The organism is Agromyces mangrovi, from assembly GCF_030296695.1.
Taxonomy (GTDB): Bacteria; Actinomycetota; Actinomycetes; order Actinomycetales; family Microbacteriaceae; genus Agromyces; species Agromyces mangrovi.
Genome location: NZ_AP027737.1, coordinates 709842 through 736451, shown reverse-complemented (window position 1 = coordinate 736451; position 26610 = coordinate 709842). Strand labels below are relative to the sequence as shown.

Annotated in this window: 27 protein-coding genes, 2 pseudogenes and 1 riboswitch; of the genes and pseudogenes, 13 read left to right on the top strand and 16 right to left on the bottom strand. The window is 73.7% G+C overall.

The genetic code is table 11. The annotated features are described in order from the left end of the window. Window positions 1-22: 22 nt before the first annotated feature. Window positions 23-328 carry a TetR family transcriptional regulator C-terminal domain-containing protein gene (locus QUE38_RS03510; RefSeq protein ID WP_286310237.1) on the bottom strand — a complete coding sequence of 102 codons (306 nt, stop codon included), beginning with the start codon at window positions 326-328 and terminating at the stop codon, window positions 23-25. Next, window positions 325-615 carry a TetR/AcrR family transcriptional regulator gene (locus QUE38_RS03505; RefSeq protein ID WP_286310236.1) on the bottom strand — a complete coding sequence of 97 codons (291 nt, stop codon included), beginning with the start codon at window positions 613-615 and terminating at the stop codon, window positions 325-327. Before QUE38_RS03505 ends, QUE38_RS03510 begins: the two co-directional genes overlap by 4 nt. A gap of 158 nt (window positions 616-773) precedes the next feature. On the opposite strand from QUE38_RS03505, the gene QUE38_RS03500 reads away from it, so the two are divergent. Beyond that, the gene (locus QUE38_RS03500; protein ID WP_286310234.1) at window positions 774-1859 is read left to right on the top strand and encodes a hypothetical protein; all 1086 of its coding nucleotides are present in this window, start codon (window positions 774-776) and stop codon (window positions 1857-1859) included. Window positions 1860-1863: 4 nt separating this feature from the next. On the opposite strand, the gene QUE38_RS03495 is transcribed toward QUE38_RS03500, so the two are convergent. From QUE38_RS03495 to purU, 3 genes are all read right to left on the bottom strand, one after another. After that, entirely contained in the window at window positions 1864-2913 is a 1050-nt protein-coding gene (locus QUE38_RS03495; RefSeq protein ID WP_286310232.1) for an isopenicillin N synthase family dioxygenase, read from the bottom strand. Window positions 2914-2989: 76 nt separating this feature from the next. Continuing rightward, on the bottom strand, window positions 2990-3274 hold the full coding sequence (locus tag QUE38_RS03490; RefSeq protein WP_286310231.1) for a YrdB family protein: 285 nt from the start codon (window positions 3272-3274) through the stop codon (window positions 2990-2992). Between the two features lie 91 nt (window positions 3275-3365). Continuing rightward, entirely contained in the window at window positions 3366-4241 is an 876-nt protein-coding gene (gene purU / locus QUE38_RS03485) for a formyltetrahydrofolate deformylase (RefSeq protein ID WP_286310230.1), read from the bottom strand. 202 nt (window positions 4242-4443) lie between these two features. Between purU and QUE38_RS03480 the strand changes: the two genes are divergently transcribed. Continuing rightward, entirely contained in the window at window positions 4444-5664 is a 1221-nt protein-coding gene (locus QUE38_RS03480) for an MFS transporter (RefSeq protein WP_286310229.1), read from the top strand. Here QUE38_RS03480 and QUE38_RS03475 read toward each other — a convergent pair. From QUE38_RS03475 to QUE38_RS17380, 5 genes and pseudogenes are all read right to left on the bottom strand, one after another. Continuing rightward, the gene (locus QUE38_RS03475; RefSeq protein ID WP_286310228.1) at window positions 5619-7217 is read right to left on the bottom strand and encodes a sigma-70 family RNA polymerase sigma factor; all 1599 of its coding nucleotides are present in this window, start codon (window positions 7215-7217) and stop codon (window positions 5619-5621) included. The genes QUE38_RS03480 and QUE38_RS03475 overlap by 46 nt on opposite strands. 196 nt (window positions 7218-7413) lie before the next feature. Further along, window positions 7414-8562, bottom strand: coding sequence for an N-acetylglucosamine-6-phosphate deacetylase (gene nagA, locus QUE38_RS03470; protein ID WP_286310227.1), 1149 nt, complete (start codon window positions 8560-8562; stop codon window positions 7414-7416). 10 nt (window positions 8563-8572) lie between these two features. Next, window positions 8573-8950, bottom strand: coding sequence for a family 20 glycosylhydrolase (locus QUE38_RS17390; protein WP_350227527.1), 378 nt, complete (start codon window positions 8948-8950; stop codon window positions 8573-8575). 284 nt (window positions 8951-9234) lie between these two features. Continuing rightward, window positions 9235-9654 (bottom strand): annotated as a pseudogene (locus tag QUE38_RS17385) (family 20 glycosylhydrolase); the annotation flags it as partial. Between the two features lie 200 nt (window positions 9655-9854). Next, a pseudogene (locus QUE38_RS17380) lies at window positions 9855-10085 on the bottom strand (glycoside hydrolase family 20 zincin-like fold domain-containing protein); the annotation flags it as partial. A gap of 108 nt (window positions 10086-10193) precedes the next feature. Beyond that, window positions 10194-10276: riboswitch (ZMP/ZTP riboswitch) on the top strand. 52 nt (window positions 10277-10328) lie between these two features. On the opposite strand from QUE38_RS17380, the gene glyA reads away from it, so the two are divergent. Together glyA and QUE38_RS03455 are read left to right on the top strand one after the other, a co-directional pair. Beyond that, complete coding sequence (gene glyA / locus QUE38_RS03460; RefSeq protein WP_286310225.1) at window positions 10329-11618, top strand: serine hydroxymethyltransferase; 1290 nt, start codon at window positions 10329-10331, stop codon at window positions 11616-11618. Between the two features lie 4 nt (window positions 11619-11622). Then, window positions 11623-12504 (top strand): bifunctional methylenetetrahydrofolate dehydrogenase/methenyltetrahydrofolate cyclohydrolase, encoded by an 882-nt coding sequence (locus QUE38_RS03455; RefSeq protein WP_286310224.1) that lies wholly within the window; start codon window positions 11623-11625, stop codon window positions 12502-12504. 40 nt (window positions 12505-12544) lie between these two features. Here the strand turns inward: QUE38_RS03455 and QUE38_RS03450 are convergent, their stop codons facing one another. Beyond that, the gene (locus QUE38_RS03450; protein WP_286310223.1) at window positions 12545-13294 is read right to left on the bottom strand and encodes a sulfite exporter TauE/SafE family protein; all 750 of its coding nucleotides are present in this window, start codon (window positions 13292-13294) and stop codon (window positions 12545-12547) included. 109 nt (window positions 13295-13403) lie between these two features. Here QUE38_RS03450 and QUE38_RS03445 point away from each other — a divergent pair, with 109 nt between their 5' ends. From QUE38_RS03445 to QUE38_RS03430, 4 genes are all read left to right on the top strand, one after another. Further along, a complete protein-coding gene (locus QUE38_RS03445; RefSeq protein WP_286310222.1) occupies window positions 13404-14630 on the top strand; it encodes an acylneuraminate cytidylyltransferase in 1227 nt (408 codons plus the stop codon). A gap of 13 nt (window positions 14631-14643) precedes the next feature. Further along, on the top strand, window positions 14644-15534 hold the full coding sequence (locus QUE38_RS03440; protein WP_286310220.1) for an N-acetylneuraminate synthase family protein: 891 nt from the start codon (window positions 14644-14646) through the stop codon (window positions 15532-15534). After that, window positions 15531-16982 (top strand): DUF6716 putative glycosyltransferase, encoded by a 1452-nt coding sequence (locus QUE38_RS03435; protein WP_286310219.1) that lies wholly within the window; start codon window positions 15531-15533, stop codon window positions 16980-16982. The genes QUE38_RS03440 and QUE38_RS03435 overlap by 4 nt, the downstream gene beginning before the upstream one ends. Window positions 16983-17052: 70 nt before the next feature. After that, a complete protein-coding gene (locus QUE38_RS03430) occupies window positions 17053-18531 on the top strand; it encodes an HNH endonuclease signature motif containing protein (RefSeq protein ID WP_286310218.1) in 1479 nt (492 codons plus the stop codon). Here the strand turns inward: QUE38_RS03430 and QUE38_RS03425 are convergent. Continuing rightward, window positions 18528-19064, bottom strand: coding sequence for a gamma carbonic anhydrase family protein (locus QUE38_RS03425; protein WP_286310217.1), 537 nt, complete (start codon window positions 19062-19064; stop codon window positions 18528-18530). The two genes, QUE38_RS03430 and QUE38_RS03425, sit on opposite strands and share 4 nt — an antisense overlap. Window positions 19065-19130: 66 nt before the next feature. Here QUE38_RS03425 and QUE38_RS03420 point away from each other — a divergent pair, with 66 nt between their 5' ends. Beyond that, window positions 19131-19547, top strand: coding sequence for a hypothetical protein (locus QUE38_RS03420; RefSeq protein ID WP_286310215.1), 417 nt, complete (start codon window positions 19131-19133; stop codon window positions 19545-19547). Here QUE38_RS03420 and QUE38_RS03415 read toward each other — a convergent pair. Beyond that, a complete protein-coding gene (locus QUE38_RS03415; protein ID WP_286311641.1) occupies window positions 19525-20721 on the bottom strand; it encodes an APC family permease in 1197 nt (398 codons plus the stop codon). The two genes, QUE38_RS03420 and QUE38_RS03415, sit on opposite strands and share 23 nt — an antisense overlap. A 189-nt stretch (window positions 20722-20910) precedes the next feature. Between QUE38_RS03415 and QUE38_RS03410 the strand changes: the two genes are divergently transcribed. Next, entirely contained in the window at window positions 20911-21405 is a 495-nt protein-coding gene (locus QUE38_RS03410; protein WP_433996941.1) for a YbaK/EbsC family protein, read from the top strand. Here the strand turns inward: QUE38_RS03410 and galK are convergent. The 3 genes from galK to QUE38_RS17820 are packed head-to-tail and all read right to left on the bottom strand — an operon-like array spanning window position 21389 to window position 23702. Continuing rightward, window positions 21389-22555 carry a galactokinase gene (gene galK, locus QUE38_RS03405; RefSeq protein ID WP_433996940.1) on the bottom strand — a complete coding sequence of 389 codons (1167 nt, stop codon included), beginning with the start codon at window positions 22553-22555 and terminating at the stop codon, window positions 21389-21391. The genes QUE38_RS03410 and galK overlap by 17 nt on opposite strands. Then, window positions 22552-23535: a galactose-1-phosphate uridylyltransferase gene (gene galT, locus QUE38_RS03400; protein ID WP_433996939.1), complete on the bottom strand. Its 984-nt coding sequence runs from the start codon at window positions 23533-23535 to the stop codon at window positions 22552-22554. The genes galK and galT overlap by 4 nt, the downstream gene beginning before the upstream one ends. Next, window positions 23532-23702, bottom strand: coding sequence for a hypothetical protein (locus QUE38_RS17820; protein ID WP_433996938.1), 171 nt, complete (start codon window positions 23700-23702; stop codon window positions 23532-23534). The genes galT and QUE38_RS17820 overlap by 4 nt, the downstream gene beginning before the upstream one ends. 85 nt (window positions 23703-23787) lie before the next feature. Here QUE38_RS17820 and QUE38_RS03395 point away from each other — a divergent pair, with 85 nt between their 5' ends. The 3 genes from QUE38_RS03395 (at window position 23788) to QUE38_RS03385 (ending at window position 26609) form a co-directional block, all read left to right on the top strand. Further along, complete coding sequence (locus QUE38_RS03395; RefSeq protein ID WP_286310214.1) at window positions 23788-24627, top strand: DeoR/GlpR family DNA-binding transcription regulator; 840 nt, start codon at window positions 23788-23790, stop codon at window positions 24625-24627. Between the two features lie 172 nt (window positions 24628-24799). Continuing rightward, window positions 24800-25561, top strand: a complete 762-nt coding sequence (locus tag QUE38_RS03390) for an aldose 1-epimerase family protein (RefSeq protein WP_350227526.1) — start codon at window positions 24800-24802, stop codon at window positions 25559-25561. A gap of 7 nt (window positions 25562-25568) precedes the next feature. Continuing rightward, complete coding sequence (locus QUE38_RS03385) at window positions 25569-26609, top strand: LLM class F420-dependent oxidoreductase (protein WP_286310213.1); 1041 nt, start codon at window positions 25569-25571, stop codon at window positions 26607-26609. Window position 26610 lies beyond the last annotated feature (1 nt).

The following is a 26610-nucleotide window of genomic DNA, read 5'->3' as shown; positions in this document are numbered from 1 at the left end:
GGATGCTCCGGGGCCGCCGGATTCAGTGGGGCAGCACCTCGGGCAGCATCTCGAGGTACGCCTCCTCGTCGAACCCGTCGCTCAGCGCGCGCTGGATCATGAACCCGGGCGCGAGGCCCATCGCGATGGGCGTGAGCCCGTCGATGTAGCGCTCGGGGTCGTCGCCGCCGCGACCCGGTTCGGCGGCCACCCACGCGGCGATGTGCTCGCGCACGGTCATGCGCACGAGCGCGAGGATGCCCTCGACGACGGAGCGCAGTTCGTCGTCGATCGCGGCCTCCGACCACATCTGGATCATCACCTGCGGCGCGAACGGCTCGGAGATCATGCCGCGCAGGAGCGTGGCGATGGTTTCGCCGGGGAGAGGACGTGCCCGCCGGCCTCGGCGCGGGCCAGGTCGTCGCGGCGCGCCGAGAGCACGCGTTCGGTGACCGCCACGAACAGCTCGCGCTTGCCCGCGTAGTGCCCGTAGATCGCGCCGGCGGAGAGGCCGGACTCGGCGATGATGTCGGCCATCGAGGTGCCGCCGTACCCCTTGCGGGCGAAGCAGCGGAGCGCCGCGGCGGCGATCTCGTCGCGCCGGGCCTCGCGGTACGCCTCGGTGACCTTGGGCATCGTTCCCCCTGCGTGAATGGAACGGACGCTGAAACCGAACGCCCGTTCTTGACAAGCGTAGGCGAGTGGCGCACGATGATAAAGAACGAATGTTCGTTTTACAGCACACGCACAGCCGCCGCATCGGCGGAGACGTGCGCACCAGCACTGGAGGAGTCATGTCCGACACCCGAACCCCGCACACGCCGATCGCGCGCGTGCTCGCGCTCTCGGTGGCGCTCGTCGCGGTCGTGGGGGTGATCGTGCTCGCGTTCTCGTGGCCGTCGATCACGTCCGAGCCGCGCGACCTGCCGGTCGCCATCGCCGGCCCCGCCGAGGCCGTCGCCCAGATCGAGCAGGGGCTCGACGAGGCGCAGCCCGGGGCGATCGCATTCACCGAGGTCGCCGGCCGGGACGAAGCCGTCGAGGCCATCGAGACCCGCGAGGTCTACGGCGCGATCATTCTGGGCCAGCAGCCCGAGGTGCTCACCTCGTCCGCGGCCAGCGCGGCGGTCGCCCAGCTGCTCGGCGCCGCGGCCGCCCAGCTCCAGCAGGCGGCGAACGCCCAAGCCGCCGCGGCGGCGCAGGCACAGGGCCTCGACACCGTGCCGACGATCGAGGTGGCCGTCACCGACGTGGTGCCGCTCGCCGACACCGACCCGCGCGGTACTGGGCTCGCGGCGGCGATGTTCCCGCTCGTGCTCGGCGGCATGGCCGGCGGCATCGCCATCGCCTTCGTCGTGATCGGCGCCATGCGTCGCATCCTCGCCGCCGTCGTGTACTCGGCGGGTGCGGGCCTCGCGCTCGCGGGCATCCTCGGCGGATGGTTCGGCTCGCTGCCGGGTGACTACTGGCTGAACGCCGGTGCGATCGCCCTCACGCTGCTCGCGATCTCGGCCTTCATCACGGGCATGGCCGCGCTGCTCGGCCGGGCGGGACTCGGCCTCGGCGCATTGACGATGGTCCTGGTCGCGAATCCGATCTCGTCTGCGGCGGTGCCGAAGGAGTTCCTCCCCGCGCCGTGGGGCGACGTCGGCCAGTGGTTCCCGCCGGGCGCCGGCGCGACGCTGCTGCGCGACGTGAACTACTTCCCGAGCGCCGACTGGGCCTTCCCGCTGCTCGTGCTCACCGGCTGGGCGGTCGTCGGCCTGGTGCTCTCGGTGATCGGCCACTTCCGCACCGCGGGCGGCGCCGAGCCCGACGCCGAGGCCGCACACGAGGACGACCCGGCGACCGAGCCGGCACCGGAGCCGGCCCGGGCGTAGCGCCTCAGCCGTCGTCGCGCGCCGCGAGCACCCGGGCGGTCTCCCGCCCGGGTGCGTTGCGTCGCCCCTCGCGCGAGCCCGCGAGCTTCGCCGCGATGTGGTCGCCGACCGTGATCGGCGGGTACAGCGGCTCCTCGCCCGCGGGCACGGTCGTCGGGATCGCCTCGATCAGCGCGTCGGCGTTGCCGTCGTGGAAGTACGCGGCGCTGCGCCGGCGCTCGATCGTGCCGCCGACGATCGGCGGCTTCACGCGGTGCAGCGTCGACATCCAGCGCTCGTTGGTCCAGCGCGCCGTGAGGTCGCCGAGGTTGATGAGCAGCGCCCCGGGGTCGGGGGAGACGTCGTGCCAGCCGCCGTCGGTGCCGAGCACCTGCAGGCCGCGCACGCGGTCGGCCCAGAGCACGGTCACGATGCCGTAGTCGGTGTGCTCGCCCATGCCGGTGAGGTCGCCGTCGAGGCGCACGTCGGTGCCGGCAGGCAGCGCGTAGTTGTTCATGCGCAGCACGTCGAGCGAGTGGTCGGTGCGCGTGGCGAACACCGCGTGGTCGACGCCGAGCGCGTCGGCGAAGATGCGGGTCATGGTGCGCGCGACGCGGCCCGCCTCGGCGAAGTACGCCTCGACCGGGGCACGGAACCCCGGGGCATCCGCGTCGGGCCAGGTGTTCTCGGCGTAGTGCACCGGGTCGACCTCGACGCCGGGGAAGTCGCTCGCTGCGAGCCCCACGTTGAACGCCTCGAAGAAGTCGTTCATGCGATTCGCGCTCTCGACGCCGAGGCTGAGGCTCAGCGACTCGGTCTTGGGCGGCGCGTAGCCGCGGTTGATGCCGGCGGGCGTGCGGTAGGCGCGCTTGGCGTCCATGGCGAGCGCGAAGAACTCGTCCATCGCACCCGCGAGGCCGTCGGTGACCGGCTCGGGGACGCCATGGCCGAGCACCTGGATGAACCCGACCTCGCTGCAGGCCCGGTCCACCGCGCGGGCCACCTCGGCGCGGGCCTCGTCGTCGCCGCCGACGACGTAGGGAGTGATGTCGACGACCGGAACGGAGAAGGACATGCTCCGGATGCTACGCCGCAGCCGTTTCGCGCGGGTTACCCCGGACCATGCGTCCGGCGCCGACGGGCCGGCCCGCTCAGCGCGGCAGCTGGCTGCGCCCGTGCAGGATGCCGCTGACCGTCGCCACGACCGTGAACACGACCGCGACGATCGGCTGCCCGAGGCCCCACCACGCGAAGGCGGCCGAGAGCATGACGGCGAGCTCGACCAGCGCGCGCCCGAACGCGTCGACGCGGATCACGGCCTTGGGCGAGACGAACAGCGCCCAGGCCAGGATCGCGAGCGCAGGGGCACCGATGCCGATGAGCACGCCCGGCCACGGCAACGGCCAGGCGAGGAACCCCCAGATGCCGAGCGACACGAACGCGAACAGCTCGAGGAAGAAGCGGAGGATGTCGTTCGGGCCGATCGCGGGGGTGTCGGGGTCTCGCTCACCGCACGATTCTACGTGCTCAGCGGAAGATGATCGTGCGGGCGCCGTCGAGCAGCACGCGGTGCTCGGCGAACCACTTCACGGCCTGCGTGAGCGTGCGGCTCTCCTCGTCCTGGCCGATCGCGACGAGCTCGGCGGGCGTGCGGCTGTGGTCGACGCGCACGACGTTCTGCTCGATGATCGGGCCCTCGTCGAGGTCGCTCGTGACGAAGTGCGCCGTCGCGCCGATGAGCTTCACGCCGCGGGCGTGCGCCTGGCGGTAGGGGTTCGCGCCCTTGAAGCCGGGCAGGAACGAGTGGTGGATGTTGATGCAGCGGCCCTCGAGCGCGGCGCACAGCTCGGGGGAGAGGATCTGCATGTACCGCGCGAGCACGACGAGCTCGATGTCGTGCTCATCGACCGCGTCGAGCACGCGCTGCTCGAACGCGGCCTTCGACGCGGCATCCGTCACCGGGAGCGCCTCGAACGGCACGCCGTAGAAGTCGACGAGGTCGCGCAGGGTGCCGTGGTTCGACAGCACGAGCGGGATCTCGACGGGCAGCTGGCCTGCCCGCTGGCGGAACAGCAGGTCGTTCACGCAGTGGCCCGCGGTCGAGGCGAGCACGAGCGTGCGCGAGGGGCGGCCGACCCGGTCGAGGCGCCACTCCATGTCGAACCGCTCGACGACCGGCGCGAGTGCGTCGGCGAACTCCTCGCGACCCGCGGGCGACTCGACCTGCAGCCGCATGAAGAAGCGGCCGGTGTCGAGGCTCGCGAACTGCTGGCTCTCGGTGATGTTGCCGCGCGCGGCGACGATCGCCCCGCTCACCGCGTGCACGATGCCCGGACCGTCGGTGCACACGAAGGAGAGGATCCAGTGGTGCAGGTGTTCGGATGCCTCGGGAGCGCTGTTCACCCGGCAAGGATATGACATCGGGTACACTCGTCTGCGGTCGTCGGTCTCCGTCGGCCCTGGGCGCGCACAACAGCGCGTAGTCGACCCGCCCGCGTGGACATGCCGCAGGCGGGGAACGCCGTCGGGACAGCTGCACCATGACTGCCACCGAATCCGTATCCGTGCGCGCGCGTTCGCGCGCCTTCCCTGGACCCCGCTCGCCGTGCTCGGCGCCGCGGTCTTCCTCTCCGTCACCGGCGAGATGCTGCCGGCCGGCCTCCTGCCCGAGATGAGCGCCGACCTGCGCGTCGGCGAGCCCGCCATCGGGCTGCTCGTCACCGTGTTCGCCTTCACGGTCGTCGCGACCAGCGCGCCGCTGACCGCGCTCACCCAGCGCATGGGCCGCCGGCGCCTGCTCGTGATCGCGCTCGCCGTGCTCGCGACGGCCCAGTTCCTGACCGCGATCTCGCCCGACTACGCGTGGGTCGTCGCCTCGCGCGTCGTGGGCGGCCTCGCGCACGGCGTGTTCTGGGCGCTCGTCGCCGCGTACGCCGCCCGGCTCGTGCCGCGCGAACTCGTCGGTCGCGCCGTCGCGGTCGTGCTCGGCGGCGGCACGCTCGCGCTGGTGTTCGGCGTGCCGCTCGCGACCACGCTTGGCCAGGCGGCCGGCTGGCGCACCGCGTTCCTGCTGCTCGGCCTGCTGACGGCCGTGGGCGCCCTGCTCGTGCGGGCGGTGCTGCCAGCGGCGGACGGCCCGGCCGCCGAGGCTGCGCCCGAGGCGCCGGATGCCGCCGAGCGGCGCCCGGCCCTGCGTGACGCGACCGTGCCGGCCATCGTCGCGGTGTGCATCGTGACCGCGCTGACCATGACCGGCCAGTACGCGGTCTACACCTACGTCGCGCCGCTGCTGACCGACGTCGTCGGCGTGCGCTCGGCCGCCGTCGGTCCGCTGCTGTTCGTGTACGGCATCGCCGGCGCCGTGGGGCTCGTGCTGGCCGGCTCGGTGCTCGGCCGCCGCCCCACGTCGGGGCTCGTCGGCGCCATGGCGGTCGCCGCCGTGGCGGTCGTGGGCATCGTGCTGGCGCAGGGCTCGATCGTGCTCTCGCTGGCCGCGTTCGCGCTCTGGGGCATCGCGTTCGGGGCGATCCCGCCGCTGCTGCAGACCCGGTTGCTGCAGAGTGCGTCGCCGCGCATCCGCGACGTCGCGAGCGCGTTCTACACGACCGCGTTCAACGTCGGCATCGGCGGCGGCGCCATGGTGGGCGCGCTGCTCTACGGCGGCTTGGGCGTGGCGGCGCTGCCGTTCGCGTTCGCGATCGTGCTGGTCGGCGCGATCGGCGCGGTGCTCGCGCCGGTGCTGCGGGCGCGTCGCGGCGGCGACGACCGACCCGTCGGGGCTCAGCCGAGCGGCAGCACGGTGCCGAGCACCCCGTCGACCAGGTAGGCGACCGACAGCTCGGCACGGGGCCCGACGATCCAGTGCGGGATGACCTCGCTCGTGCCGTCGGCGTCGAGCACGAGCAGGCGTGCGATGCGGCCGTCGACCAGCACCGCGACGGTCGCGCCGGGCGTTCCGCTCAGCACGAGGTCGTGCACGACGCCGCCCGCGAGCTGCACCGAGACGGTGGGCACGTCCGACGCGGGCACGTCCTCGGCCGGGTCGTCGGCCTCGACCGGCGGTGGCGGCGGTGGCGGCGCGATCGCGTCGGGCGTCTCCTCGGCGGGTGCTTCGGGCGACGGGGCGCCTGCGGCGGGCGGGGCTTCCGACCGCCGCTCCGACACGGGTTCCTCAGTCGCCTCGGGCTCCTCGGTCGCGCGCGGGTCGCTCGCGTCCGGCGTCGCCTCGACCAGCTCCTCGATCGGTCCCGGTCCCGGCGCGGAGTCGCCGTCGCTCGCGTCGTCGTCCGCGCCGACCCCGGCGGCCGCCACGGCTGCGGCGGGCGCCGCTTCGGAGGCATCCGTCTCGCCCACCAGCGCAGGGCCCAGCGCGACCGCCGCGACCACGGTCGCCGCGACCGCCGCCGTGCCGATGGCGGCACCCGTGATGGCCCCGGCCGACATGCCCGAGCCGCCCGACGCACCGCCGCCGTTCGCGCCGCCCACGGCTGCGCCGCCGGCCCCCATCGCGACGACCGTCGCGGGCGCGCCGGCGTGCAGCCAGCCGGCGTACGCCGTGGCGCCCGTGACGCCCGCGCTGAGCGGCAGCAGCACCATCGCGAGCCGCGAGCCGACCTCGTGCGCCTCGACCGCGACGATCGTGCAGCGCGCGCACTCCTCGAGGTGGTCGTCGACCCGGTCGACCTCGCGCGAGCCGAGCTTGCCGCGCGCATAGCTGCCGAGCCGCTCGATGGTCCAGCCGCAGTCGGTGTCGGGGTCGGTGTCCTGCAGGTGCACGCGGATCCACGCCTGGCGCAGGCCCTCGCGAGCCCGGTAGGCGAGTGCCGCGGTCGCGTTCGCCGACATGCCGAGCAGCGGTGCGACCTCGCGCGGCGCCATCTGCTCGACCTCGCAGTACCAGAGCACCTCCTGCCAGCGCGTGGGCAGCGAGCGGAACGCGCGCGCGGTGAGCCCGCGGTCGAGGGCGCTGAGCGCCGCGTGCTCGTCGGTGGCGGGGTCGGGCTGCTGGTCGAGGTCGTCGACGGGCAGCTCGTGGTCGCGCCGGCCCCAGCTCGCGGCGGTGTTGCGGATCGTGGTGAACAGGTAGGGGCGGAACGCGCCGCGCGGCCCGCCGCCCGCGACCACGGCGTCGTAGATGCGGGCGAACGACTCGGCGACGAGGTCCTCGGCGTCGAGCGAGCTGAACGAGCGCGCGACCGTCACCCCGGCCGCGGCGTGGCGGCGGAAGAGCTCCCCGAACGCGTCCGTGTCGCCCTCGCGGGCGCGCTCGACCAGCCGTGCGTCGCTCTGCTTCTGCGGCGAGCGTGCGGGGATCAGGGGCTCACGCGGCGCTCTCGGGTATCGGGGTCGGGGAATCGGGCGGGGTCGGGTACCAGCCATTCCACCAGAGATTCGTCGAATCCGCTTGCGACAGTCGCGTCATGAAACGCGCGCCAGCGCATCTCTTCGGGTGAGGGGCGCACGCGGCCCGCTCGGGGGGAGCGCGTGTTTCCGCTGTGGGGAGCGGATCCGACGGGCCGGGTCCGGGGGCGATGGGGAACACGCCTCCGGGCCCCTCCCGTCACCGCTCGCGGGGTCAGTCGAGCGGATGCCCCGCGCTGACCACCTGCACGACGCGCAGCGCGTCATCGAGCAGCACGGCGTCGGCCGCGCAGCCCGGTTCCAAGCGCCCCAGGTCGACCGCCCGGCCGATCGCCGCCGCGGGGGCGACGGTCGCCGCGTCGATCGCCTGCACGGGGTCGATCCGGCAGTCGAGCACGGTGCGGCGGACGGCCTCGTCGAGCGTGAGGGTGGAGCCGGCGATCGAGCCGTTGGAGCGCAGGCGCGCGACGCCGTCGGTCACGTCGACCTCGAGGCCGCCGAGCGTCGTCTCGCCGTCGCCGATGCCCGTGGCCGACATCGCGTCGGTCACGAGCGCGACCCTGCCGGGCGCGCCGAGGAACGCCAGCCGCACGACCTCGGGGTGCACGTGCACGCCGTCGTTGACGATCTCGAGGGTCACGTGCGACTCGCGCATGGCGGCCGCGATGGGGCCCGGTGCCCGGTGGTGCACGCCGGGCATGGCGTTGAACGCGTGCGTGAGCACGCTCGCGCCCGCGTCGAACGCGGCGAGCGCCTCGTCGAAGGTGGCCGCGGTGTGCCCGACGGCGACGGTCACGTCGGCCTCGACGAAGCGCCGCACGGCGTCGAACGCGCCCGGCAGCTCGGGGGCGAGCGTGACCATGCGGAGGGTGCCGTCGCCGGCATCGAGCAGGCGCTCGACGGCGGCGGCATCCGGAGCGACGAGCGAGGCCGGGTCGTGCGCGCCGCGGTACTCGGGTGCCAGGAACGGGCCCTCGAGGTGGCTGCCGAGCACGCGCGGGTCGGTGCGCGCGGCGTCGCGGACGACGCCCACGCGCGCGACGAGGTCGTCGAGGGGCGCGGTGACGAGCGAGGCCACGCTGCGGGTCGCGCCGTGGCGCCGGTGCACGGCGAACGCGGCCCGGATGCCCTCGGGGCCGTCGTCGACGGAAGCGCCGCCGGCGCCGTGGCAGTGGATGTCGACGAAGCCGGGTACGAGCCAGTGCCCCGCGGCATCCGTCACCGAGGTCTGCTCGTCGGCGGCCTCGCGCCAGCCGTCGCCGCGGCCCGTTGCGGTGACGAGGCCGTCGTCGAAGCGCACCCAGGCGTCGACGACGACGTCGCCCGATCCGGCGCGGCGGGCGGAGTGGATGACGGTGCTCACGCGGCCCACCCTATGCGGTGGCCGGCGCGGGCGCCGCCCCGCCGCACGCGACGCCGAGGGCGGCGAGGCGTGCACGGAACGCCGTCAGTCGGCCTTCGAACTCGGCCAGGTCGCGCTCGGTCGACGCGGGCGACCAGGCGATCTCGGCGACGGCCGCGAGGCGCGGGAAGAGCAGCCACTCCGCCTCGGCGAGGCTCGTGACGGTCTCGGTCCAGAGCGGTGCCTCGACGCCGAGGATGTCGGACTCGTCGACGCCCGGCACGATGCGCTCGGGGTCCCACCCGTACGAGTCGGCGAGCGAGGTCGGGCCGTCGGCCCAGTCCTGCCCGAGCGGTCGCCCGTCGGGGCCGTCGCCGCCGCTGGGATAGGAGATGTCGAGGTACGCCACGTCGGAGGGGAGAGGATGACCCGTCCGCCCTGTGCGACGAACGACCGCGTGCGCTCGGCCGAGTCGTCCTGCGGGGTGGTCCAGCTCCAGTACTGACCGATCGTGCCCGCGGGCAGCTCGCGCGACTTCCCCAGCTCGTGCCAGCCGATCACGGTCTTGCCGGTGCCCGCGGCGATCGCGGTCGCGCGCGCGACGAAGGCGAGGTAGTCGGCCTCGCTCGTCGAGAGGGTCTCGTCGCCGCCGATGTGCAGGTAGGGCCCGGGCGTCATCGCCGCGACCTCGCCGAGCACGCGCTCGACGAAGGTCCAGGTGGCGGGCGCGTGCGGGTCGAGGCCCGAGAACCCGACCTCGACGCCCTCGTAGGGGGCGGGTGCGACGCCGTCGGGGTTCAGCTCGGGCACCGCGGTGAGGGCCGCGTGGGTGTGCCCGGGAAGGTCGATCTCGGGCACGACCGTGAGGTGGCGGGATGCCGCGTGGGCGACGATGCGCGCGTAGTCGGCCTTCGAGTAGTGGCCGCCGCCGCGCCCGTCGACCGAGGTCGACGCGCCGATGCCGGTGAGCGCGGGGTACGCGTCGACGGCGATGCGCCAGCCCTGGTCGTCGGTGAGGTGCAGGTGCAGGTGGTTGGCCTTGACGAGTGCGATCTCGTCGATGAGGCGCAGCACCTCCTCGACCGGGAAGAACCGGCGGGCGACGTCGAGCATGACCCCGCGGTACGCGAACCGCGGCGCGTCGGCGATGCGCACGGCCGGCACGGCGACGGCGAAGGGGCCATCGGATGCCTCGAGCGCGACCGGCAGCAGCTGGCGCAGCGTCTGCACGCCGAAGAACAGTCCCGCCGCGCCGGGGAGGAGAGCCGGATGCCACGGGAGTCGACGTCGAGCCGGTACGACTCGTCGCCCGCGCCGTCGTCCTCGATCGCGAGCACGACGTCGCCGCCCCGCGGGTCGCCGCCGTCCGCGACCCCGGGCGCCGTCCAGGTCGCCGGTCGCAGCAGCTCGGCGAGGACCTCCGCGACCTGGCGCGCGCCGTCCCCGGCGGCGACGATCCGCGCGTCGGGCCGCAGCACGAACGGCTCCCGGCCGTCGGGCGTCTCGAGCGAGACCGGTGCGGGAATGATCGCGGGGTGTGGCATGGCGGGGCATCCGTTCGAATTAGTCAGGACTCCTTACGATTGTTCCACGTCACGGCGCGGAACGGGAGGGCCCGCAGTCGGCTCGCTCGAGGCATCCGTTGCTATGCTGACTGGCGTCGCGACTGGCGTTGAGGTGGGTGACCACCGGGGAGCGACTGGCACGCATCCGACCGTTCGCCTGGGCCGGAGCGGATGCCTCGGCGCGAGTCGCCGCGGCAGCACCCACCACCAGGTCCGCGTGTCATGAAGGAGCCAGCCTTGGCAGAGTCCGTCTTCAACCAGCCGCTCGAGGTCGTCGACCCCGAGATCGCCGCCGTCCTCGAGCAGGAGCTGGGCCGCCAGCGCGAGTACCTCGAGATGATCGCGAGCGAGAACTTCGTGCCCGTCTCGGTGCTGCAGTCGCAGGGCTCGGTGCTCACGAACAAGTACGCCGAGGGCTACCCGGGCCGCCGCTACTACGGCGGCTGCGAGTACGTCGACGTCGCCGAGCAGCTCGCCATCGACCGCGCCAAGTCGCTGTTCGGCGCCGAGTACGCCAACGTGCAGCCGCACTCGGGCGCGAGCGCCAACGCGGCCGTGCTGTCGGCCATCGCCACGCCCGGCGACACCATCCTCGGCCTCGAGCTCGCCCACGGCGGCCACCTCACCCACGGCATGAAGCTGAACTTCTCGGGCAAGCTCTACAACGCCGTCTCGTACGGCGTCGACCCCGAGACCTTCCTCGTCGACATGGACGTCGTGCGCGACAAGGCGCTCGAGCACAAGCCGCAGGTCATCATCGCCGGCTGGTCGGCCTACCCGCGCCAGCTCGACTTCGCCGCGTTCCGCGCCATCGCCGACGAGGTCGGCGCGAAGCTCTGGGTCGACATGGCGCACTTCGCGGGCCTCGTGGCCGCAGGGCTCCACCCGTCGCCCGTGCCGCACGCCGACGTCGTCTCGTCGACCGTGCACAAGACCATCGGCGGCCCGCGCTCGGGCTTCATCGTGAGCCGCGACACCGAGCTCGCGCGCAAGCTCAACTCGAACGTCTTCCCCGGCCAGCAGGGCGGCCCGCTCATGCACGCCATCGCCGCGAAGGCGACCGCGTTCAAGATCGCCGCGTCCGAGGAGTTCGTCGACCGCCAGGCGCGCACCATCCGCGGCGCGCAGATCCTGGCCGAGCGTCTCACCGCCGACGACTCGCGCGCGGCGGGCGTCGACGTGCTCACCGGCGGCACCGACGTGCACCTCGTGCTCGCCGACCTCCGCACCTCCGAGCTCGACGGCCAGCAGGCCGAGGACATCCTGCACTCGGCGCTCATCACCGTGAACCGCAACGCGGTGCCGTTCGACCCGCGCCCGCCGATGATCACCTCGGGCCTGCGCATCGGCACGCCCGCGCTCGCGACCCGCGGCTTCGGCGACGCCGAGTTCACCGAGGTCGCCGACGTGATCGCCGAGGCGCTGAAGCCGGGTGCCGATGTCGCGCCCCTGCGCGCACGCGTCGAGGCGCTCACCGCGCGGTTCCCGCTGTACCCCGGCCTCGAGCAGTAGTCGCATGACGGCGGTCAAGCTGGACGGGGTCGCAACGGCGACCGCGATCAAGAACGAGCTGCGCACGCGCATCGACGACCTGCGGGCCAACGGCGTCGTGCCCGGCCTCGGCACGCTGCTCGTCGGCGACGACCCGGGCTCGCGCTCGTACGTCGCCGGCAAGCACCGCGACTGCGCCGAGGTGGGCATCGAGTCGATCCGCATCGACCTGCCCGCCGCGGCCACGTCGGCCGACGTGCGCGCCGCGATCGCCGACCTCAACTCGGCGCGCGAGGTCACCGGCTACATCGTGCAGCTGCCGCTGCCGCCGGGGCACGACGAGAACGCCATGCTCGAGCTCATCGACCCCGACAAGGACGCCGACGGGCTGCATCCGACCAACCTCGGTCGGCTCGTGCTCGGCATCGAGGGCGAGCTGCACTCGCCGCTGCCGTGCACGCCCGCGGGCATCGTCGAGATGCTGCAGCGCTACGACGTGCCGATCCGCGGCCGCAACGTGGTCGTGATCGGTCGCGGCCTCACCGTCGGGCGCCCGCTCGGGCTGCTCTTCACCCGCAAGGGGCTGGATGCCACGGTGACCCTGACGCACTCGCGCACGGCCGACCTGGCCGCCGAGGTGCGTCGGGCCGACATCGTCGTGGCCGCCGTCGGCGTGCCGCACCTCGTGCAGCCCGACTGGATCCGGCCCGGCGCCGCGGTGCTCGACGTGGGCATCACGCGCGTGCAGGACGAGGAGACCGGCAAGGGCCGGCTCACGGGCGACGTCGACCCCGCGGTCGCGGAGGTCGCCGGGCACCTGTCGCCGAACCCCGGCGGCGTGGGCCCGATGACCCGCGCGATGCTGCTGGCGAACGTGGTGAAGGCGGCCGAGCTCCGGTTGCAGTGAGCCGGATCGGGCGAATGCGCCGGACTCGGCGGATGCGCAGCTACATGAGCAGCAGGTAGAGCGCGCCGACCACGGTCAGCACGATCACGATCCGCTCGAACACCCGCTGCGGCATCCGCTTCATGAGGTTCCAGCCGACGAACCCGCCGACGAGCACCGCGGGCACGAGCACGACGTCGAGCAACAGCGTCGCGGGCGTGATGATGCCGAGGCCGACCGAGAACGGCACCTTCACGAGGTTCACGATCGCGAAGAACCACGCGGCCGTGCCGAGGAACGCCTGCACGGGGAACCGCGACGCGAGGAAGTACATCGTCATCACGGGGCCGCCCGCGTTCGCGACCATGGTCGTGAACCCGCCGAGCGAGCCGTAGCTCCACGCCGCCACGCGGCCGCCGGTGGGGGTGTCGGCCGACGCGCGCCGGCGGCGCCACAGCGTGAACGCGATCACGAGCAGCAGGATCACGGCGATCACGCGGCGCACCCAGGCGTCGTCCGCGACCGCCAGGAAGAGCACGCCGAGCGCGATGCCGACGGCCACCGCGGGGGCGAGGCCCAGCAGCGCGCCCCAGTCGGCGTGGCGGCGGTAGAGCCAGAGCGCGAGCAGGTCGCCGACGATGAGGAGCAGCAGCAGGGCGCCGGTCGAGGCCCGCGCCGGCAGCACCGCGGCGAACAGCGCGATCGAGATGGTGTTCGCGCCCGGCAGCGCGGTCTTGGACACCCCGACCATGAACGCCGAGAATGCGAGCAGCACCCACGCGAGGGCGGTCAGGTCGGGCACGGGTTCCACCGTAGCCGTGCGGCAACGTCGGGTCTCGCGCTGAGCCGTTCACCGGGCGCGCCCGCGCCGTTCACCCGGCGCTCACCCGTGCGCAAGTTCGCGAACCTAGCCTCGCGACATGCCCCACGAGGTGATCGTCGTCATCCCCGCACGCGGAGGCTCGAAGGGCGTGCCCGGCAAGAACCTGCGCGAGGTCGCGGGCGTGCCGCTCGTCGCGCGCGCGGTGCGTGCGGCGCTCGCCGCGGCATCCGTCGACCTCGTGGTCGTCTCCACCGACGATGCCGAGATCGCGGCCACCGCCGAGGCCGCGGGCGCCGAGGTCGTCGACCGGCCCGCCGACCTCTCGGGCGACACCGCGAGTTCGGAGTCGGCGCTGCTGCACGCACTCGACGCGCTCGAGGCCGAGGAGCGGATGCCCGAGGTGCTGGTGTTCGTGCAGGCGACCTCGCCGTTCATCGACCCGTCCGACATCGACGCCGCGGTCGCCGAGGTGCGCCACGGCGACGCCGACGTCGTCTTCTCCGCCGTCGAGAGCCACGCGTTCCTCTGGCGGCACACCTCGCGCGGCGCCGCCGGCGTGAACCACAGCTCGGGCGCGCGCCTGCGTCGGCAGGACCGCGAGGCCGAGTACCGCGAGACCGGCGCCTTCTACGTCATGCGCGCCGACCGGTTCCGCACGGCCGAGCACCGGTTCTTCGGCCGCATCGGCTTCCGCCTCGTGCCCGACGCGCACGTTCTCGAGATCGACACTCCCGCCGACCTGGCGCTCGCCGACGCGCTCGCCGCGGTCGTCTCGCCCTCGGCGCTCGTGCCCGCGGTGCCGTGCATCGACGTCGACGCCGTGGTCACCGACTTCGACGGCGTGCACACCGACGACACCGCGTACGTGGGCAGCGACGGCACCGAGCGGGTGCGGGTGAGCCGCAGCGACGGGCACGGCGTGAAGATGCTGCGCGAGGCGGGCGTGCCGATGCTGATCCTCTCGGTCGAGCAGAACCCGGTGGTCGCGGCGCGCGCGGCGAAGCTCGGTGTCGACGTCGTGCACGGCGTGCGCGACAAGGCCCCCGAGCTGCGGGCCTGGGCCGAGCGGCTGGGCATCCCGCTCGAGCGCATCGCGTACGTCGGCAACGACGTGGGCGACCTCGGCTGCCTGCGGCTCGTGGGCTGGCCGGTGGTGGTGGCGGATGCCGCGCCGGAGGCGCTCGCGCTCGCACGCCACGTGCTGACGAAGGCGGGCGGCGACGGCGCCGTGCGCGAGCTGTCCGACCTCGTGCTCGGCGCCCGCGCCGCCGCAGAGGTGCGGTCGACCGACCAGCCGGCGCTCGCCGGTGCCATCTGGTACTAGAGGAGGAAGCCCCATGGCGATTCGCATCGGCCGCAACGCGGTCGGCTACGGCGAGCCGGTCTACGTCATCGGCGAGATCGGGCTCAACCACAACGGCGACGTCGAGCTCGCGCGCCGGCTCATCGACGTGGCCGCCGACGCGGGCGCGCAGGCGGTGAAGTTCCAGAAGCGCACGCCCGAGATCGCGACGCCCGAGCACATGCGCGACATGCCCCGCGAGACGCCGTGGGGCACCATGAGCTACCTCGACTACCGGCGTCGCGTGGAGTTCGGCGTGGCGGAGTACCGTGCGGTGGCCGAGCACGCGGCATCCGTCGGCCTCGACTGGTTCGCCTCGCCGTGGGACGTGCCCTCGGTGGAGTTCCTCGAGGCGCTGGGCGCATTCGGTCACGAGCCGGTGGCGTACAAGGTGGCATCCGCCTCGGTCACCGACCTCGAGCTGCTGCGCGCCATCGCCGCCACCGGTCGTCCCGTCATCTGCTCGACCGGCATGTCGACGATCGAGGAGATCGACCGCGCGGTCGAGGTGCTGGGTACCGAGCGACTCGTGCTCCTGCACGCCACGTCGAGCTACCCGATGCCCGCCGAGGAAGCGAACCTGCGCATGATCGACACGCTGCAGCTGCGCTACCCGGGCGTGCCGGTCGGGTACTCGGGCCACGAGCCCGGGCTGCAGATCTCGCTCGCCGCGGTCGCGCTCGGCGCGGTGGCCGTCGAACGGCACATCACGCTCGACCGCACGATGTGGGGCAGCGACCACGCCGCCTCGCTCGAGCCGCAGGGGCTGCAGCATCTCGTCCGCGACATCCGCATCATCGGCGAGGCCATGGGCGACGGCATCAAGCGCGTCTTCCCGGGCGAGGAGGCGCCGCGCGCCAAGCTGCGGCGCGTGCTGGTCTCGTGAGCGAGGGCTCGGATGGGGCCGGCCCGGTGAGCGGGTCGTCGGATGCCGGTGCGGGGCGTTCGCGCCGCATGCTGGTCGTGGCCGACAGCGATTCCTACCTGAAGTGGGGTGCGTCGCTGGCGTGGACGCTGCCGGGGCCGCTGCGCCCGGGATCGGGCGTGCCGGGCTCGTGGCGCGTGCAGGTCGTGCTGCTCGACTCGCCTGTGCTGCCGAGCGCCCGCCAGGTGCGCGTCGCGCTCGACGGCACGGCGTGCTCGCTCGACGCGCTGCGCGTGGTCGACCTCGATGGCCTCGACACGATCCTCGACGTGCGGCAGCCCGACGTGGTGCTCCTCGCGCTGCGCGGCCCGCTCGTGCGGGTGGTCGCGCCGCGGATCGCCGCTCGCCCCGACCGCCCGGTGCTGCTGAGCGGCTTCCCCGGCATCACGATCCCGGCCGAGCCCAAGGCGATCGTCTACCGCGAGCAGACCGACCTCATCGTGCTGCACAGCCGGCGCGAGGTGCGCGAGTTCGCGCGCAACGCCGCCGGAATGCCGGTCGACGTGAGCTTCGGGCTCGCGCGCCTGCCGTTCCTGGGCGGGTCCGTCAGGGGCAGGGGGTCGGATGCCGCTGAGCCGGCGCGGGCCCGCTCCGCCGACGCACCGCGCGACGACGTCGTGTTCGCCGTGCAGGCGAAGGTGCCGCGCGCCCTCGAGGACCGCGAGCGCCTCGTCGGCTGGCTCGTCGATGCGGCCCGAGCGCAGCCCGGGCGGCGCGTGGTCGTGAAGGTGCGCGCCCGGTCGGGCGAGGCGCAGACGCACGCCGAGGCGCACGACCTGCAGGACCTCCTCGCCGCGCGGTCCGCGTCGGTCGGGCTGCCGACCAACCTCGTGATCGAGGACGGCCCCATGTCGGCGCATCTCGAGCGCGCCGCCGCGCTCGTGACCGTGAGCTCGACCGCGGTGCTCGAGGCCGTGGCAGCCGGCGTGCCGGCGCTGCTGCTCGACGACTTCGGGGTCGAGAAGGCCATGATCAACACCGTGTTCGTCGGCAGCGGGTTGCTCGCCGGCCACGAGGCGCTGGTCGCGGGCGACTACCGCGACCCCGACCCGGCATGGCTCGAGGACAACTACTTCCACCCCGCTGCCGACGACGACTGGATCGTGCAGCTCGGCGCCCTGGTCGCCGCCCGCGACCGCGGCGTGCTGCCGCAGCGGGTGCGTCGCCACAACCTCACCGGCGGCGCGGTGCGCCGTGCCTACGAGCGGCGACGGATGCTCGGCCAGCACGACGCCGGACCCGCTGCAGTGGCGGGCGCCGCGGCGACCGCGGTCGCGTTGCCCGCGCGATGGGTGCTCCGGCGCGCGCGTCGCGTGAAGGCCGCGCTGCAGCCCGGAGCATCCGCCCCGCTCGGGTATGCGCCGGTCGACACGGGCGTTGAGGCACCTGTGCCGAGTCGGCTCGGCTGAGGTCTCGCGGCCGTTCGACAGCCGCGCATTCCGATCGGGGAATGTCAGTGGTCACTGCTTCGATGAGGGTATGGAGGAAGCAGGGCTCGATGCGGTTCCGGCGCAGGAGGCGCTGCCGCCGCGCCTGCCCGCGCCCGACGAGATCGACATCGAGTGGCAGCTGCTCGACGACGTCGTCGACGAGTGGCGGCGGGGCGAGACGGCGGATGCCGCGGGGATGCCCGTCGACGCACGGCGCGAGGCGCTGCTCGACCTGCACGTGACCGAGATCGCCGCGCTCACGGCGCAGCTCGAGCGGGTCGCCGCGCGGCGCGCGTCGCTCATCGCGGCCGCCCATCGCGAGTCCGCGGCGATCGAGGAGGAGCGTGCTGCGGTGCGCGAGCGCGAGGGTCTGCGCGTCGAGCCGCCGCGCCGGCGGGCCGAACTCGTGCGCCGCTCGCTCACGGCCGAGATCGCGTGCGCGACCCGCACGACCGAGGCGACGGTCGCGCGCTGGATCGGCGATGCCGAGGCGCTCGCCGACGGGCTCGGCGCGACGTTGGCGGCCGCACTCGACGGCCGCATCTCGTACCTGCACGCCCGCACCATCGCCGACGAGGTCGGCTCGCTGCCGGCGTCGCACCGCGCCGACTTCGAAGCGGAGGCGCTGCGCGTCGCGGCGACCACGACGCCCGGGCGCTTCCGGCGACGCGCACGGCTGCTGCGCGAGCGCATGCATCCGGACTCGATCGAGGCCCGGGCCGCCGACGCCTCCTCCGCGCGCCACGTGCGCATCGAGCCCGACCGCGACGGCATGGCCTGGCTGACCGCCCACCTGACCGCCGCGACGGCGGCGCGCATCGACGCGCGGCTCACCGACACCGCCGGGCACCTGCGTGCGCTCGACGGCGAGGAGCGCACAACTGCGCAACTGCGGGCCGACGTGCTCGCCGGCCTGCTGCTGGGGGAAGCGCAGGTGTCGACGTCGCCGGAGCAGACGTCCTCGCCCCTGCCCGCCGCGCGGCGGGGCATCCGCCCTGTCGTCTCGGTCACGGTGCCCGCCGCCCGCCTGCTCGGCCACGGCGACGAGCCTGCGGTGCTCGACGGGTACGGACCGATCCCGATCGACGACGCACTCGAACTCGTCGGTGCGTCCGGCTCGCTGCGGCGCCTGCTCACCGAGCCGGAGACCGGGGCGGTGCTGTCCGTCGGACGCGAGCGCTACACCGTGCCGCCCGACCTGCGCGCCCGGTTGCGCGTGCGTGATGGCACCTGCCGATTCCCGGGTTGCGATCGGCGAGCGGATGCCTCCGAGATCGACCACACCCGCGACTGGGCCGCCGGCGGCGAGACCGCGCACGACAACCTCGCTCACCTCTGCGCCCGGCACCACCACCTGATACACGAGGCCGGATGGCGGGTCGTCCAACGGGGTGGCAGGGTGCTCGAGTGGCGGAGTCCGCTCGGGCGGGAGTACACGACCGAGCCGGCCGAGCCGATGTCGCCGGCGCGCGAACCGGGGTCCGAGCGCGAGTGCGACACCGAGCGCGAGCCCGAACCGCCGTTCTAGCCTGCGCTGCCGCGGTGCACCTCGACGTGCCGCAGGTACGCCTCCCCGTTGCGGCGGATGCCCGCGCGCTCCTCGTCGCTCAGCTCGCGCCGCACCTTCGCCGGCACGCCCGCCACGAGCGACCCCGGCGGCACGACCGTGCCCTCGAGCACGACGGCGCCCGCCGCGACGAGCGAACCCGCACCGATGACCGCGCCGTTCAGCACCGTCGCCGACATGCCGACCAGGCAGTCGTCTTCGATCGTGCAGCCGTGCAGCACCGCGCCGTGCCCCACCGACACCCCGCGACCGACCGTGAGCGGAGACCCGCGGTCGACGTGGCACACCACGGTGTCCTGCAGGTTCGACCCCTCGCCGAGCACGATCGGCTCGGCTTCCGCACGCAGCACCGCGTTGTACCAGACGCTCGACCGCGCCTCCAGTCGCACGCTGCCGACCAGCACGGCACCCGCGGCGACGAACGCGGACTCGTCGACCGACGGGTCGGCGATTCCGGGCAGCGAGCGGACATGTGCGGCGGCGTCGACGGTCATGGCGCCCACACTAGACCTCCGCTACGTTGGAAGAAACGGACGCTTGCATACGGAACCGAGGCGAACATGGACGAGATCTCGAGACGCACCGCTGCCAAGGCGATCGCCTGGACGGCACCCGCCATCGCCCTCGCGGCGACCGTTCCGCAGGCGGCCGCCTCGGTACCGGACCCGACCGCGCCCCAGGCGGCTCCGATCGTGCTCTGCTGCGATCCCGGCTACCTGGAGGTGTCCGTGACGAACCCTACGACCGCGGCGGGAGCGATCATCGTCGAAGGCTGGCGCGATGCGTCCGCGGTGGTCTGGGCACCGATCAGCCCACGATTGCTGGCGCCGAACACGCGTGCGAGCGTCTCGTTCCCCGGCGCATCCGACTGCGACGCCCCCACCGGTTGGGTGCTGTGGCGCCCGCAGTCCGGCGGCGACCAGCAGGCCATCTGGGTCGACCTCTCGGCGGTGATCAACCCCGATTGCCTCTTCTGAGCGCGAGCACCACGAGCCGCCCGACGATCCCGACGGCGAACACGGCGACGCCCGCCACGACCGACGTCCACGGCAGCGCGGCGACCAGCAGGAGGCATCCGATCGCCCCCAGCACCTGCAGCCAGCGCGGATACCGCCGGTCGCCGCGCCCCTGCGTGAATGCGGCCGCGTTCGCGACGAAGTAGTACAGCAGCACGCCGAACGACGAGAACCCGATCGCCCCGCGCAGGTCGACGGTCAGCACCAGCACGACCACGACGACGGCGACGGAGCCTTCAGAGACCCACGGCACCCGGAACCGCGACCCCACCCGCGCCAGCGGCGCCGGCAGGTCGCCCTCGCGCGCCATCGCGAGGCTGGTGCGCCCGATGCCCGCGATGAGCGCGAGCAGCGCGCCGAGCGACGCGGCGGCCCCGCCGACCCGCACGAGCGGCGCCGCCCAGCCCCAGTCGTTCGCCCGCACCACGTCGACGAGCGGTGCAGTCGACGCACCGAGCGCCTCCGCTCCGAGCGACGCCAGTGCGATCACGCCCACGGCAGCGTAGACGACCACGGCCACGCCGAGCGCGAGCACGATGGCGCGGGGGATCGTCCGCGACGGCTCGCGCACCTCTTCGCCCAGGGTCGCCATGCGCGCATAGCCCGCGAACGCGAAGAAGAGCAGCCCGCCCGACTGCAGGATGCCGTACCATCCCTCGGCGACGAGCCCCGACGGGTCGAGCAGGCCACCGCCCGGGTGTGCGCCCGCGATGCCGGAGGCCACGACGATCGCGAGCACCAGCAGCACGACCGTCACGATGATCGACGCGAGCCCCGCCGTGCGGGTCACGCCGAACAGGTTCACGCCCGCGAGCGCAGCGACCGCGAGCGCCGCGACGGCACGCTCCCAGCCCTCGGGCGCCACGTACGCGGCGAACGTCAGCGCCATGGCCGCGCAGCTCGCGGTCTTGCCGATCACGAACCCCCACCCGGCGAGGAACCCCCACCACGCGCCGAGCTGCTCCCGGCCGTACAGGTAGGTGCCGCCCGAGCGCGGGTACTGCGCGGCGAGCTGCGCCGACGAGGTCGCGTTGGCGAACGCGATCACCGCGGCGATCGCCAGGCCGATCAGCAGTCCGTCGCCCGCGGCGCGCGCGGCCGGCGCGAACGCCGCGAACACGCCGGCGCCCACCATCGACGCGACGCCGATCACGGTGGCGTCGCGCAGTCCGAGCGCGCGAGAGAGTTCGGGGAGGGTGCGGTCACGGCCGCACCCTATCGCCTGCGGGTGTCGCGTCGGTTCCCCGCGACGGAGTACGCAAACTGCGGAAACGCTGCGTGAGTTCCCGCAGTTCGCGTACTCGGTGCCGCGTAGGATCACCGCGTGACTTCGCCGCAGCCCACGCCCGCCCACCCCGCCGTCGACCGCGTGCAGGCGGCGCTCGCCGAGCAGGGGCTGACCCCCGAGATCCGCTGGTTCGACGGCGCCGTGACGACCGCGCAGCTCGCGGCCGACGCGCTCGGCATCGAGGTCGGCCAGATCGCCAACTCGCTCGTCTTCCTGCTCGACGACGAGCCGCTGCTCGTGCTCACCTCGGGTGCGCACCGGGTCGACACCGAGTGGCTGGGCGCCGAGCTCGGTGGCACCATCGGCCGCGCGTCCAAGGAGCGGGTGAAGGATGCCACGGGGCAGGTGATCGGCGGAGTGGCCCCGGTGGGGCATCCGTCACCCGTGCGCACCGTGGTCGACACGCACCTCGCGCGCTACGACGTGGTGTGGGCCGCAGCCGGGCACGCCCGGACGGTGTTCCCGACCAGCTTCGACGAGCTCGTGCGGGTCACGGGCGGCACGCCCAGCGCCGTCAGCGCTCCCGAGTAGCCCCCTGCGACGCCCGCACCGTGAAGATCACCGGTTCGGCGTAGCCGCGTTCGGCGAACGCCGCCCGCACGATCCGCTCGATCACGGGCACGAGCGCGTCGGTGACCAGCGCGATCGCCGCACCGCCGAACCCGCCGCCGGTCATGCGCGCGCCGATCGCGCCGTGCGCCTGTGCGGTCTCGACGGCGAGGTCGAGTTCGGGCACCGAGATCTCGAAGTCGTCGCGCATGGACACGTGCGAGGCGTCGAGCAGCGGCCCGATGCCCGTCGGTCCGATCTCGCGCAGCGTGCGCACGGTGTCGAGCACGCGCGCGTTCTCGGTCACGACGTGGCGCACGCGCCGGTAGGTCTCGTCGTCGAGCACGGATGCCGCGCGCTCCAGGTCGGACACCTCGAGTTCGCGCAGCGAGCCCACGCCCATGGCCGCGGCGCCCGCCTCGCACGACGCCCGCCGGGCCGAGTAGCCGCCGGTCGCGTGCGAGTGCTCGACCTTCGTGTCGATCACCATGAGCGCGAGGCCGTCGGCGTCGAAGCCGAGCGGGATCACCTCCGCGTCGAGGCTCCGGCAGTCGAGGAACACGCCCGCGTCCTGCTCGCCGAGCAGCGACGCCGACTGGTCCATGATGCCCGTCGGCGCGCCGACGGCGCGGTTCTCGGCGAGCTGGCCGACCTTCGCGAGGGTCGGCCGGTCGAGTCCGAGGCCCCAGTGCTCGTCGAGCGCGAGGGCGACGGCGCTCTCGATCGCGGCCGACGACGACAGCCCCGCGCCGATCGGCACGTCGGATGCCACGAAGAGGTCGACGCCCGTCACGCCCGACAGGTCGGCGCCGAACTCGCCGAGCGCCCAGGCCACGCCGAGCGGGTACGCCGACCAGCCCGACACCGCGTCGGGCGCGAGCGCGTCGATGCCGATCTCGATCACCTCGTCGCTGAACGTGCTCGCGACGCGCAGCATCCGATCGCCTCTCGCACCCAGCGCGACCGCGGTGCGCCGGTCGATCGCGAAGGGGAATACGAACCCGTCGTTGTAGTCGGTGTGCTCGCCGATGAGGTTCACGCGTCCCGGTGCCGACCACACGCCGTCGGCGTCGTGTCCGTAGCGGGCGGCGAAGCCGTCGGATGCCTCGGCCACCACGTCTCGCTCGCTCACAGCGACACCCCCTCGATCGCCTCGCGCAGCGCGGTCGCCTGCGTCTCCGGCGGCACGTCGCCGATCCAGGCGCCCATCGCGGCCTCGGAGCCGGCGAGGAACTTCAGCTTGTCGGCCGCGCGGCGCGGGCTCGTGAGCTGCAGCATGAGGCGCACGTCGTCGCGGTGCTCGTGCACGGGCGCCTGGTGCCAGGCAGCGATGTACGGCGTCGGCGTGTCGTAGAGCGCGTCGACACCTCGCAGCAGCCGCAGGTAGAGCGTCGAGAGCTCCTCGCGCTCCTCGAGCGTGGTGGCGGCGAGGTCGGGCACGTGCCGGTTCGGCAGGATGTGCGCCTCGATCGGCCAGCGCGCGGCGAACGGCACGAACGCCGTCCAGTGCTCGCCCGCGATGAGGAGGCGCTCGCCGGTGCGCTCGCGCTCCAGGATGTCGGCGAACAGGGTGGGGCCGTACGCGTCGACGGAGTCGATCAGGCGCTGGGTGCGCGGGGTCACGTACGGGTACGAGTAGATCTGGCCGTGCGGATGCTGCAGGGTGACGCCGATCGCCTCGCCGCGGTTCTCGAACGGGAACACCTGCTGCACGCCCGGCAGCGACGACAGCTCGGCGGTGCGCTGCGCCCACGCCTCGATCACCGTGCGTGCGCGCGACGGCGTCTGCGTGCCGAACGAGCCCTCGTGGTCGGGGCTGAAGCACACGACCTCGCAGCGGCCGACCGACGTGCGGGTGCGCTCGATGCCGACCGAGCGGTACGCCGCGAGGGCGGCCGCGTCGTCCTCCCCGTCGGGCAGGCCGAGCTCGGGGCCGAACGACGGCGACTTGTTCTCGAACACGGCCACGTCGTAGCTGCTGGGGATCTCCGAGGGATTTCCCGGTGCCTGGGGTGCGAGCGGGTCGAGGTGGGCCGGCGGCAGGAACGCGCGGTTCTGGCGAGCAGCGGCGACGGAGATCCACTCCCCGGTCAGCGCGTCCTGGCGCATCACGGCGGTGGGGGCCTCGGGGCGAGCTCGCGCTCGTCGACGGCGCGCTCGGGCGGCAGCGTCGTGTCGGCGTCGTCGAAGTAGATGAGGTCGCGGCCGTCGGCGAGCGAGGTGCGTCGCACCGCGATGCGGTCGTCGACGATCGGCGCGGGGGAGTTCGTGTGGCTCATAGCGGGGTCAGCCTACGCTGCTTTGCTTTCGCAAACAAGGTGCTTTGCATTGCAAAGAAACCCGAAGCAGGGCAGGATGCCTCTCATGACCGACGACCGCAGCGACGACGCCCGCGTGGCACTGCCCGCGCCGGTGCGCCGCGAACGCGCGCTCGCGCTCGTCGCCGAGCGCGGGTTCGTGCGCGTGAGCGAGCTCGGCCGCGCGTTCGGCGTGACCGACGTGACCGCGCGCGCCGACCTCGATGCGCTCGAGCGCTCCGGCGACATCCGCCGCGTGCACGGCGGCGCCGTGCCGGCCGACGCCGGGGCGGTCTCCGCCCGGCCCGACCGCGAGCCGAGCTTCGAGGAGGCGCTCGCCGCATCCGTCGTGCCCAAGGAGGAGATCGGCCGCGCCGTCGCCGCCGAGGTGCAGAGCGGCCAGAGCATCATCCTCGACGTCGGCACCACGACCCTCGCGGTCGCCCGCGCGCTGCGCGCCCGCGACGACCTCGCCGACGTGACCGTGCTCACCAACGGGCTCAGCATCGCGCTCGAGCTCGAGCCCGAGATCCCGCGGTTCACCGTCGTCCTCACGGGCGGCACCCTGCGTCCGAGACAGCACTCCCTGGTGCATCCGCTCGCCGGCACCGTGCTCGACGAGGTGCACGCCGACCTCGCGGTGATCGGATGCAACGGGGTCGACGCCGCCCGCGGCGTCACCAACGCCAACCTGCCCGAGGCCGCGGTGAAGCGGCAGATGCTGCACGCCGCGTCGCGCGCGATCGTCGTCGCCGACGCGTCGAAGCTCGGCGAGGTGCACCTCGGGCGCATCGCGCCCGTCGACGCGTTCGACCGCCTCGTGACCGACCGCGCCGCGCCCGCCGCCCTGATCGCGGAATTGCAGGAGGCGGGTCTGGCGGTCGCGGTGGCAGACCATAGGCTGTAGGGATGACGCTTCCCACGGGCGAGCAGTTCGAGCTCAGCACCACCACCTCGAGCGGCGAACTCCGCGCCACGATCACGGCGGTCGCCGCGGGCATCCGCGCACTCAGCATCGACGGCATCGACCTCGTGCCGGGCTTCCCCGAGGACCAGAGCCCCCGAGCGGCTCCGGCATCGTGCTCGTGCCCTGGCCGAACCGCGTGCGCGACGGGCGCTGGACCCACGACGAGGTGGTGCACCAGCTCGCCATCACCGAGCCCGCTCGCAACAACGCCATCCACGGCCTGCTGCGCTACACCGCGTACCACGAGCTCGACCGCGACCGCGACTCGGTCACGCTCGGCGCCGACATCTACCCGCAGCTCGGTTACCCGTTCCTGCTGCGCACCGCGGTGCGCTACGAGCTCGTCTCCGACGGCCTCGACGTCACGCACTTCATCGAGAACCTCGGCTCCGAGCCCGCCCCGGTCGCGGTCGGCACCCACCCGTTCCTGAAGATCGGCGGCGTGCGCACGGAGGAGCTCGAACTGCGGCTCGCGGCCGCCAGCCACATCGAGGTCGACGAGCGCCTGCTGCCGACCGGCGAGGTGCCGGTCGAGGGCACGCCGTTCGACCTGCGCGGCGGCGCGCGCGTGGGCGACCTGTCGCTCGACGACGCGTTCGGCGAGGTCGAGGTCGAGGAGGGCGAGTCGGTGCACTCGCTCACCGCGCCCGACGGCCGCAGCGTGGCGATGTGGGCCGACGACGAGTTCGGCTACGTGCAGGTGTACACGACCCGCACCTACCCGGGCGAGGACGGCGATGCCGCGATCGCGATCGAGCCGATGACGGCGCCCGCCGAGGCGTTCAACTCGGGCAAGGGCGTGCGCTGGCTGCACCCCGGCGAGCAGTGGGAGGTCCGCTGGGGCATCCGCTTCGCCGGGTTCTCGGCCGAGTAGGGGCGTCATGCAGATCGGCATGATGCTGAGCTATGCCGGCGGCTTCCGCGAGGCCGCCGCCGAGGTCGAGGCGCTCGAGCAGGCCGGGGTCGAGCTGGTCGTGGTGCCCGAGGCGTACTCGTTCGACGCCGTCAGCCAGCTGGGGTTCCTCGCGGCGCGCACCGAGCGGATGCGGCTGGTCAGCGGCATCCTGCAGCTCTACACGCGCACGCCGACGCTCACCGCGATGACCGCGGCGGGCCTCGACTTCGTCTCCGACGGCCGGTTCACGCTGGGCATCGGCGCATCGGGCCCGCAGGCGATCGAGGGCTTCCACGGCGTGCCGTACGACGCCCCGCTCGGCCGCACCCGCGAGGTCGTCGAGATCTGCCGGGCGGTCTGGCGGCGCGAGCGCCTCGAGCACGCCGGGAAGCACTACACGATCCCGCTGCCGGCCGACCAGGGCACGGGGCTCGGCAAGCCGCTCAAGCTCATCAACGAGCCCGTGCGCGCCGACATCCCGATCCTCATCGCGTCGCTCGGCCCGAAGTCGGTCGAGCAGACCGCCGAGATCGCCGACGCCTGGCTGCCGACGCTGTTCCACCCGGAGCGCGCCCGCGACGTCTGGGGCGAGGCGCTCGACGCCGGCACCGCGAGGCGCGACCCGGCGCTCGCGCCGCTCGAGATCTTCGCGACCACCGCGCTCTACATCGGCGACGACGTCGCGGCCGTGCTGCCGACCGTGAAGCAGCAGATCGCGCTCTACGTCGGTGGCATGGGCGCGCGCGGCAAGAACTTCTACAACACGCTCGTCACGGGCTACGGGTACGGCGACGTCGCGGCGACCATCCAGGAGCTGTTCCTCGCCGGCCGCAAGGAGGAGGCCGTCGCCGCCGTGCCCGATGAGCTCGCGCTCGCGATGAACCTCGTCGGCACGCCCGCGCAGGTCGCCGAGCGGGTCGCCGCGTTCGACGCTGCGGGCGTCGGCGTGCTGGCGGCCGCGCCGCTCGGCCGCACCGCCGACGAGCGGCTCGCGCTCATGCGCGGGCTGCGCGCCATCGTCGGCTGAG

What these genes read in the sequence shown, in the direction of transcription:
- QUE38_RS03505 (WP_286310236.1), bottom strand. Translation starts at nt 615, where the DNA reads ATGCCCAAGGTCACCGAGGCGTACCGCGAGGCCCGGCGCGACGAGATC.
- glyA (WP_286310225.1), top strand. Translation starts at nt 10,329, where the DNA reads ATGAAGGAGCCAGCCTTGGCAGAGTCCGTCTTCAACCAGCCGCTCGAG.
- QUE38_RS03420 (WP_286310215.1), top strand. Translation starts at nt 19,131, where the DNA reads ATGGACGAGATCTCGAGACGCACCGCTGCCAAGGCGATCGCCTGGACG.
- QUE38_RS03440 (WP_286310220.1), top strand. Translation starts at nt 14,644, where the DNA reads ATGGCGATTCGCATCGGCCGCAACGCGGTCGGCTACGGCGAGCCGGTC.
- QUE38_RS03395 (WP_286310214.1), top strand. Translation starts at nt 23,788, where the DNA reads ATGACCGACGACCGCAGCGACGACGCCCGCGTGGCACTGCCCGCGCCG.
- QUE38_RS03495 (WP_286310232.1), bottom strand. Translation starts at nt 2,913, where the DNA reads ATGTCCTTCTCCGTTCCGGTCGTCGACATCACTCCCTACGTCGTCGGC.
- QUE38_RS03415 (WP_286311641.1), bottom strand. Translation starts at nt 20,721, where the DNA reads ATGGTGGGCGCCGGCGTGTTCGCGGCGTTCGCGCCGGCCGCGCGCGCC.
- QUE38_RS03425 (WP_286310217.1), bottom strand. Translation starts at nt 19,064, where the DNA reads ATGACCGTCGACGCCGCCGCACATGTCCGCTCGCTGCCCGGAATCGCC.
- QUE38_RS03500 (WP_286310234.1), top strand. Translation starts at nt 774, where the DNA reads ATGTCCGACACCCGAACCCCGCACACGCCGATCGCGCGCGTGCTCGCG.
- QUE38_RS03430 (WP_286310218.1), top strand. Translation starts at nt 17,053, where the DNA reads ATGGAGGAAGCAGGGCTCGATGCGGTTCCGGCGCAGGAGGCGCTGCCG.
- QUE38_RS03385 (WP_286310213.1), top strand. Translation starts at nt 25,569, where the DNA reads ATGCAGATCGGCATGATGCTGAGCTATGCCGGCGGCTTCCGCGAGGCC.
- QUE38_RS17820 (WP_433996938.1), bottom strand. Translation starts at nt 23,702, where the DNA reads ATGAGCCACACGAACTCCCCCGCGCCGATCGTCGACGACCGCATCGCG.
- QUE38_RS03510 (WP_286310237.1), bottom strand. Translation starts at nt 328, where the DNA reads ATGATCTCCGAGCCGTTCGCGCCGCAGGTGATGATCCAGATGTGGTCG.
- QUE38_RS03455 (WP_286310224.1), top strand. Translation starts at nt 11,623, where the DNA reads ATGACGGCGGTCAAGCTGGACGGGGTCGCAACGGCGACCGCGATCAAG.
- QUE38_RS03475 (WP_286310228.1), bottom strand. Translation starts at nt 7,217, where the DNA reads ATGGCTGGTACCCGACCCCGCCCGATTCCCCGACCCCGATACCCGAGA.
- QUE38_RS03445 (WP_286310222.1), top strand. Translation starts at nt 13,404, where the DNA reads ATGCCCCACGAGGTGATCGTCGTCATCCCCGCACGCGGAGGCTCGAAG.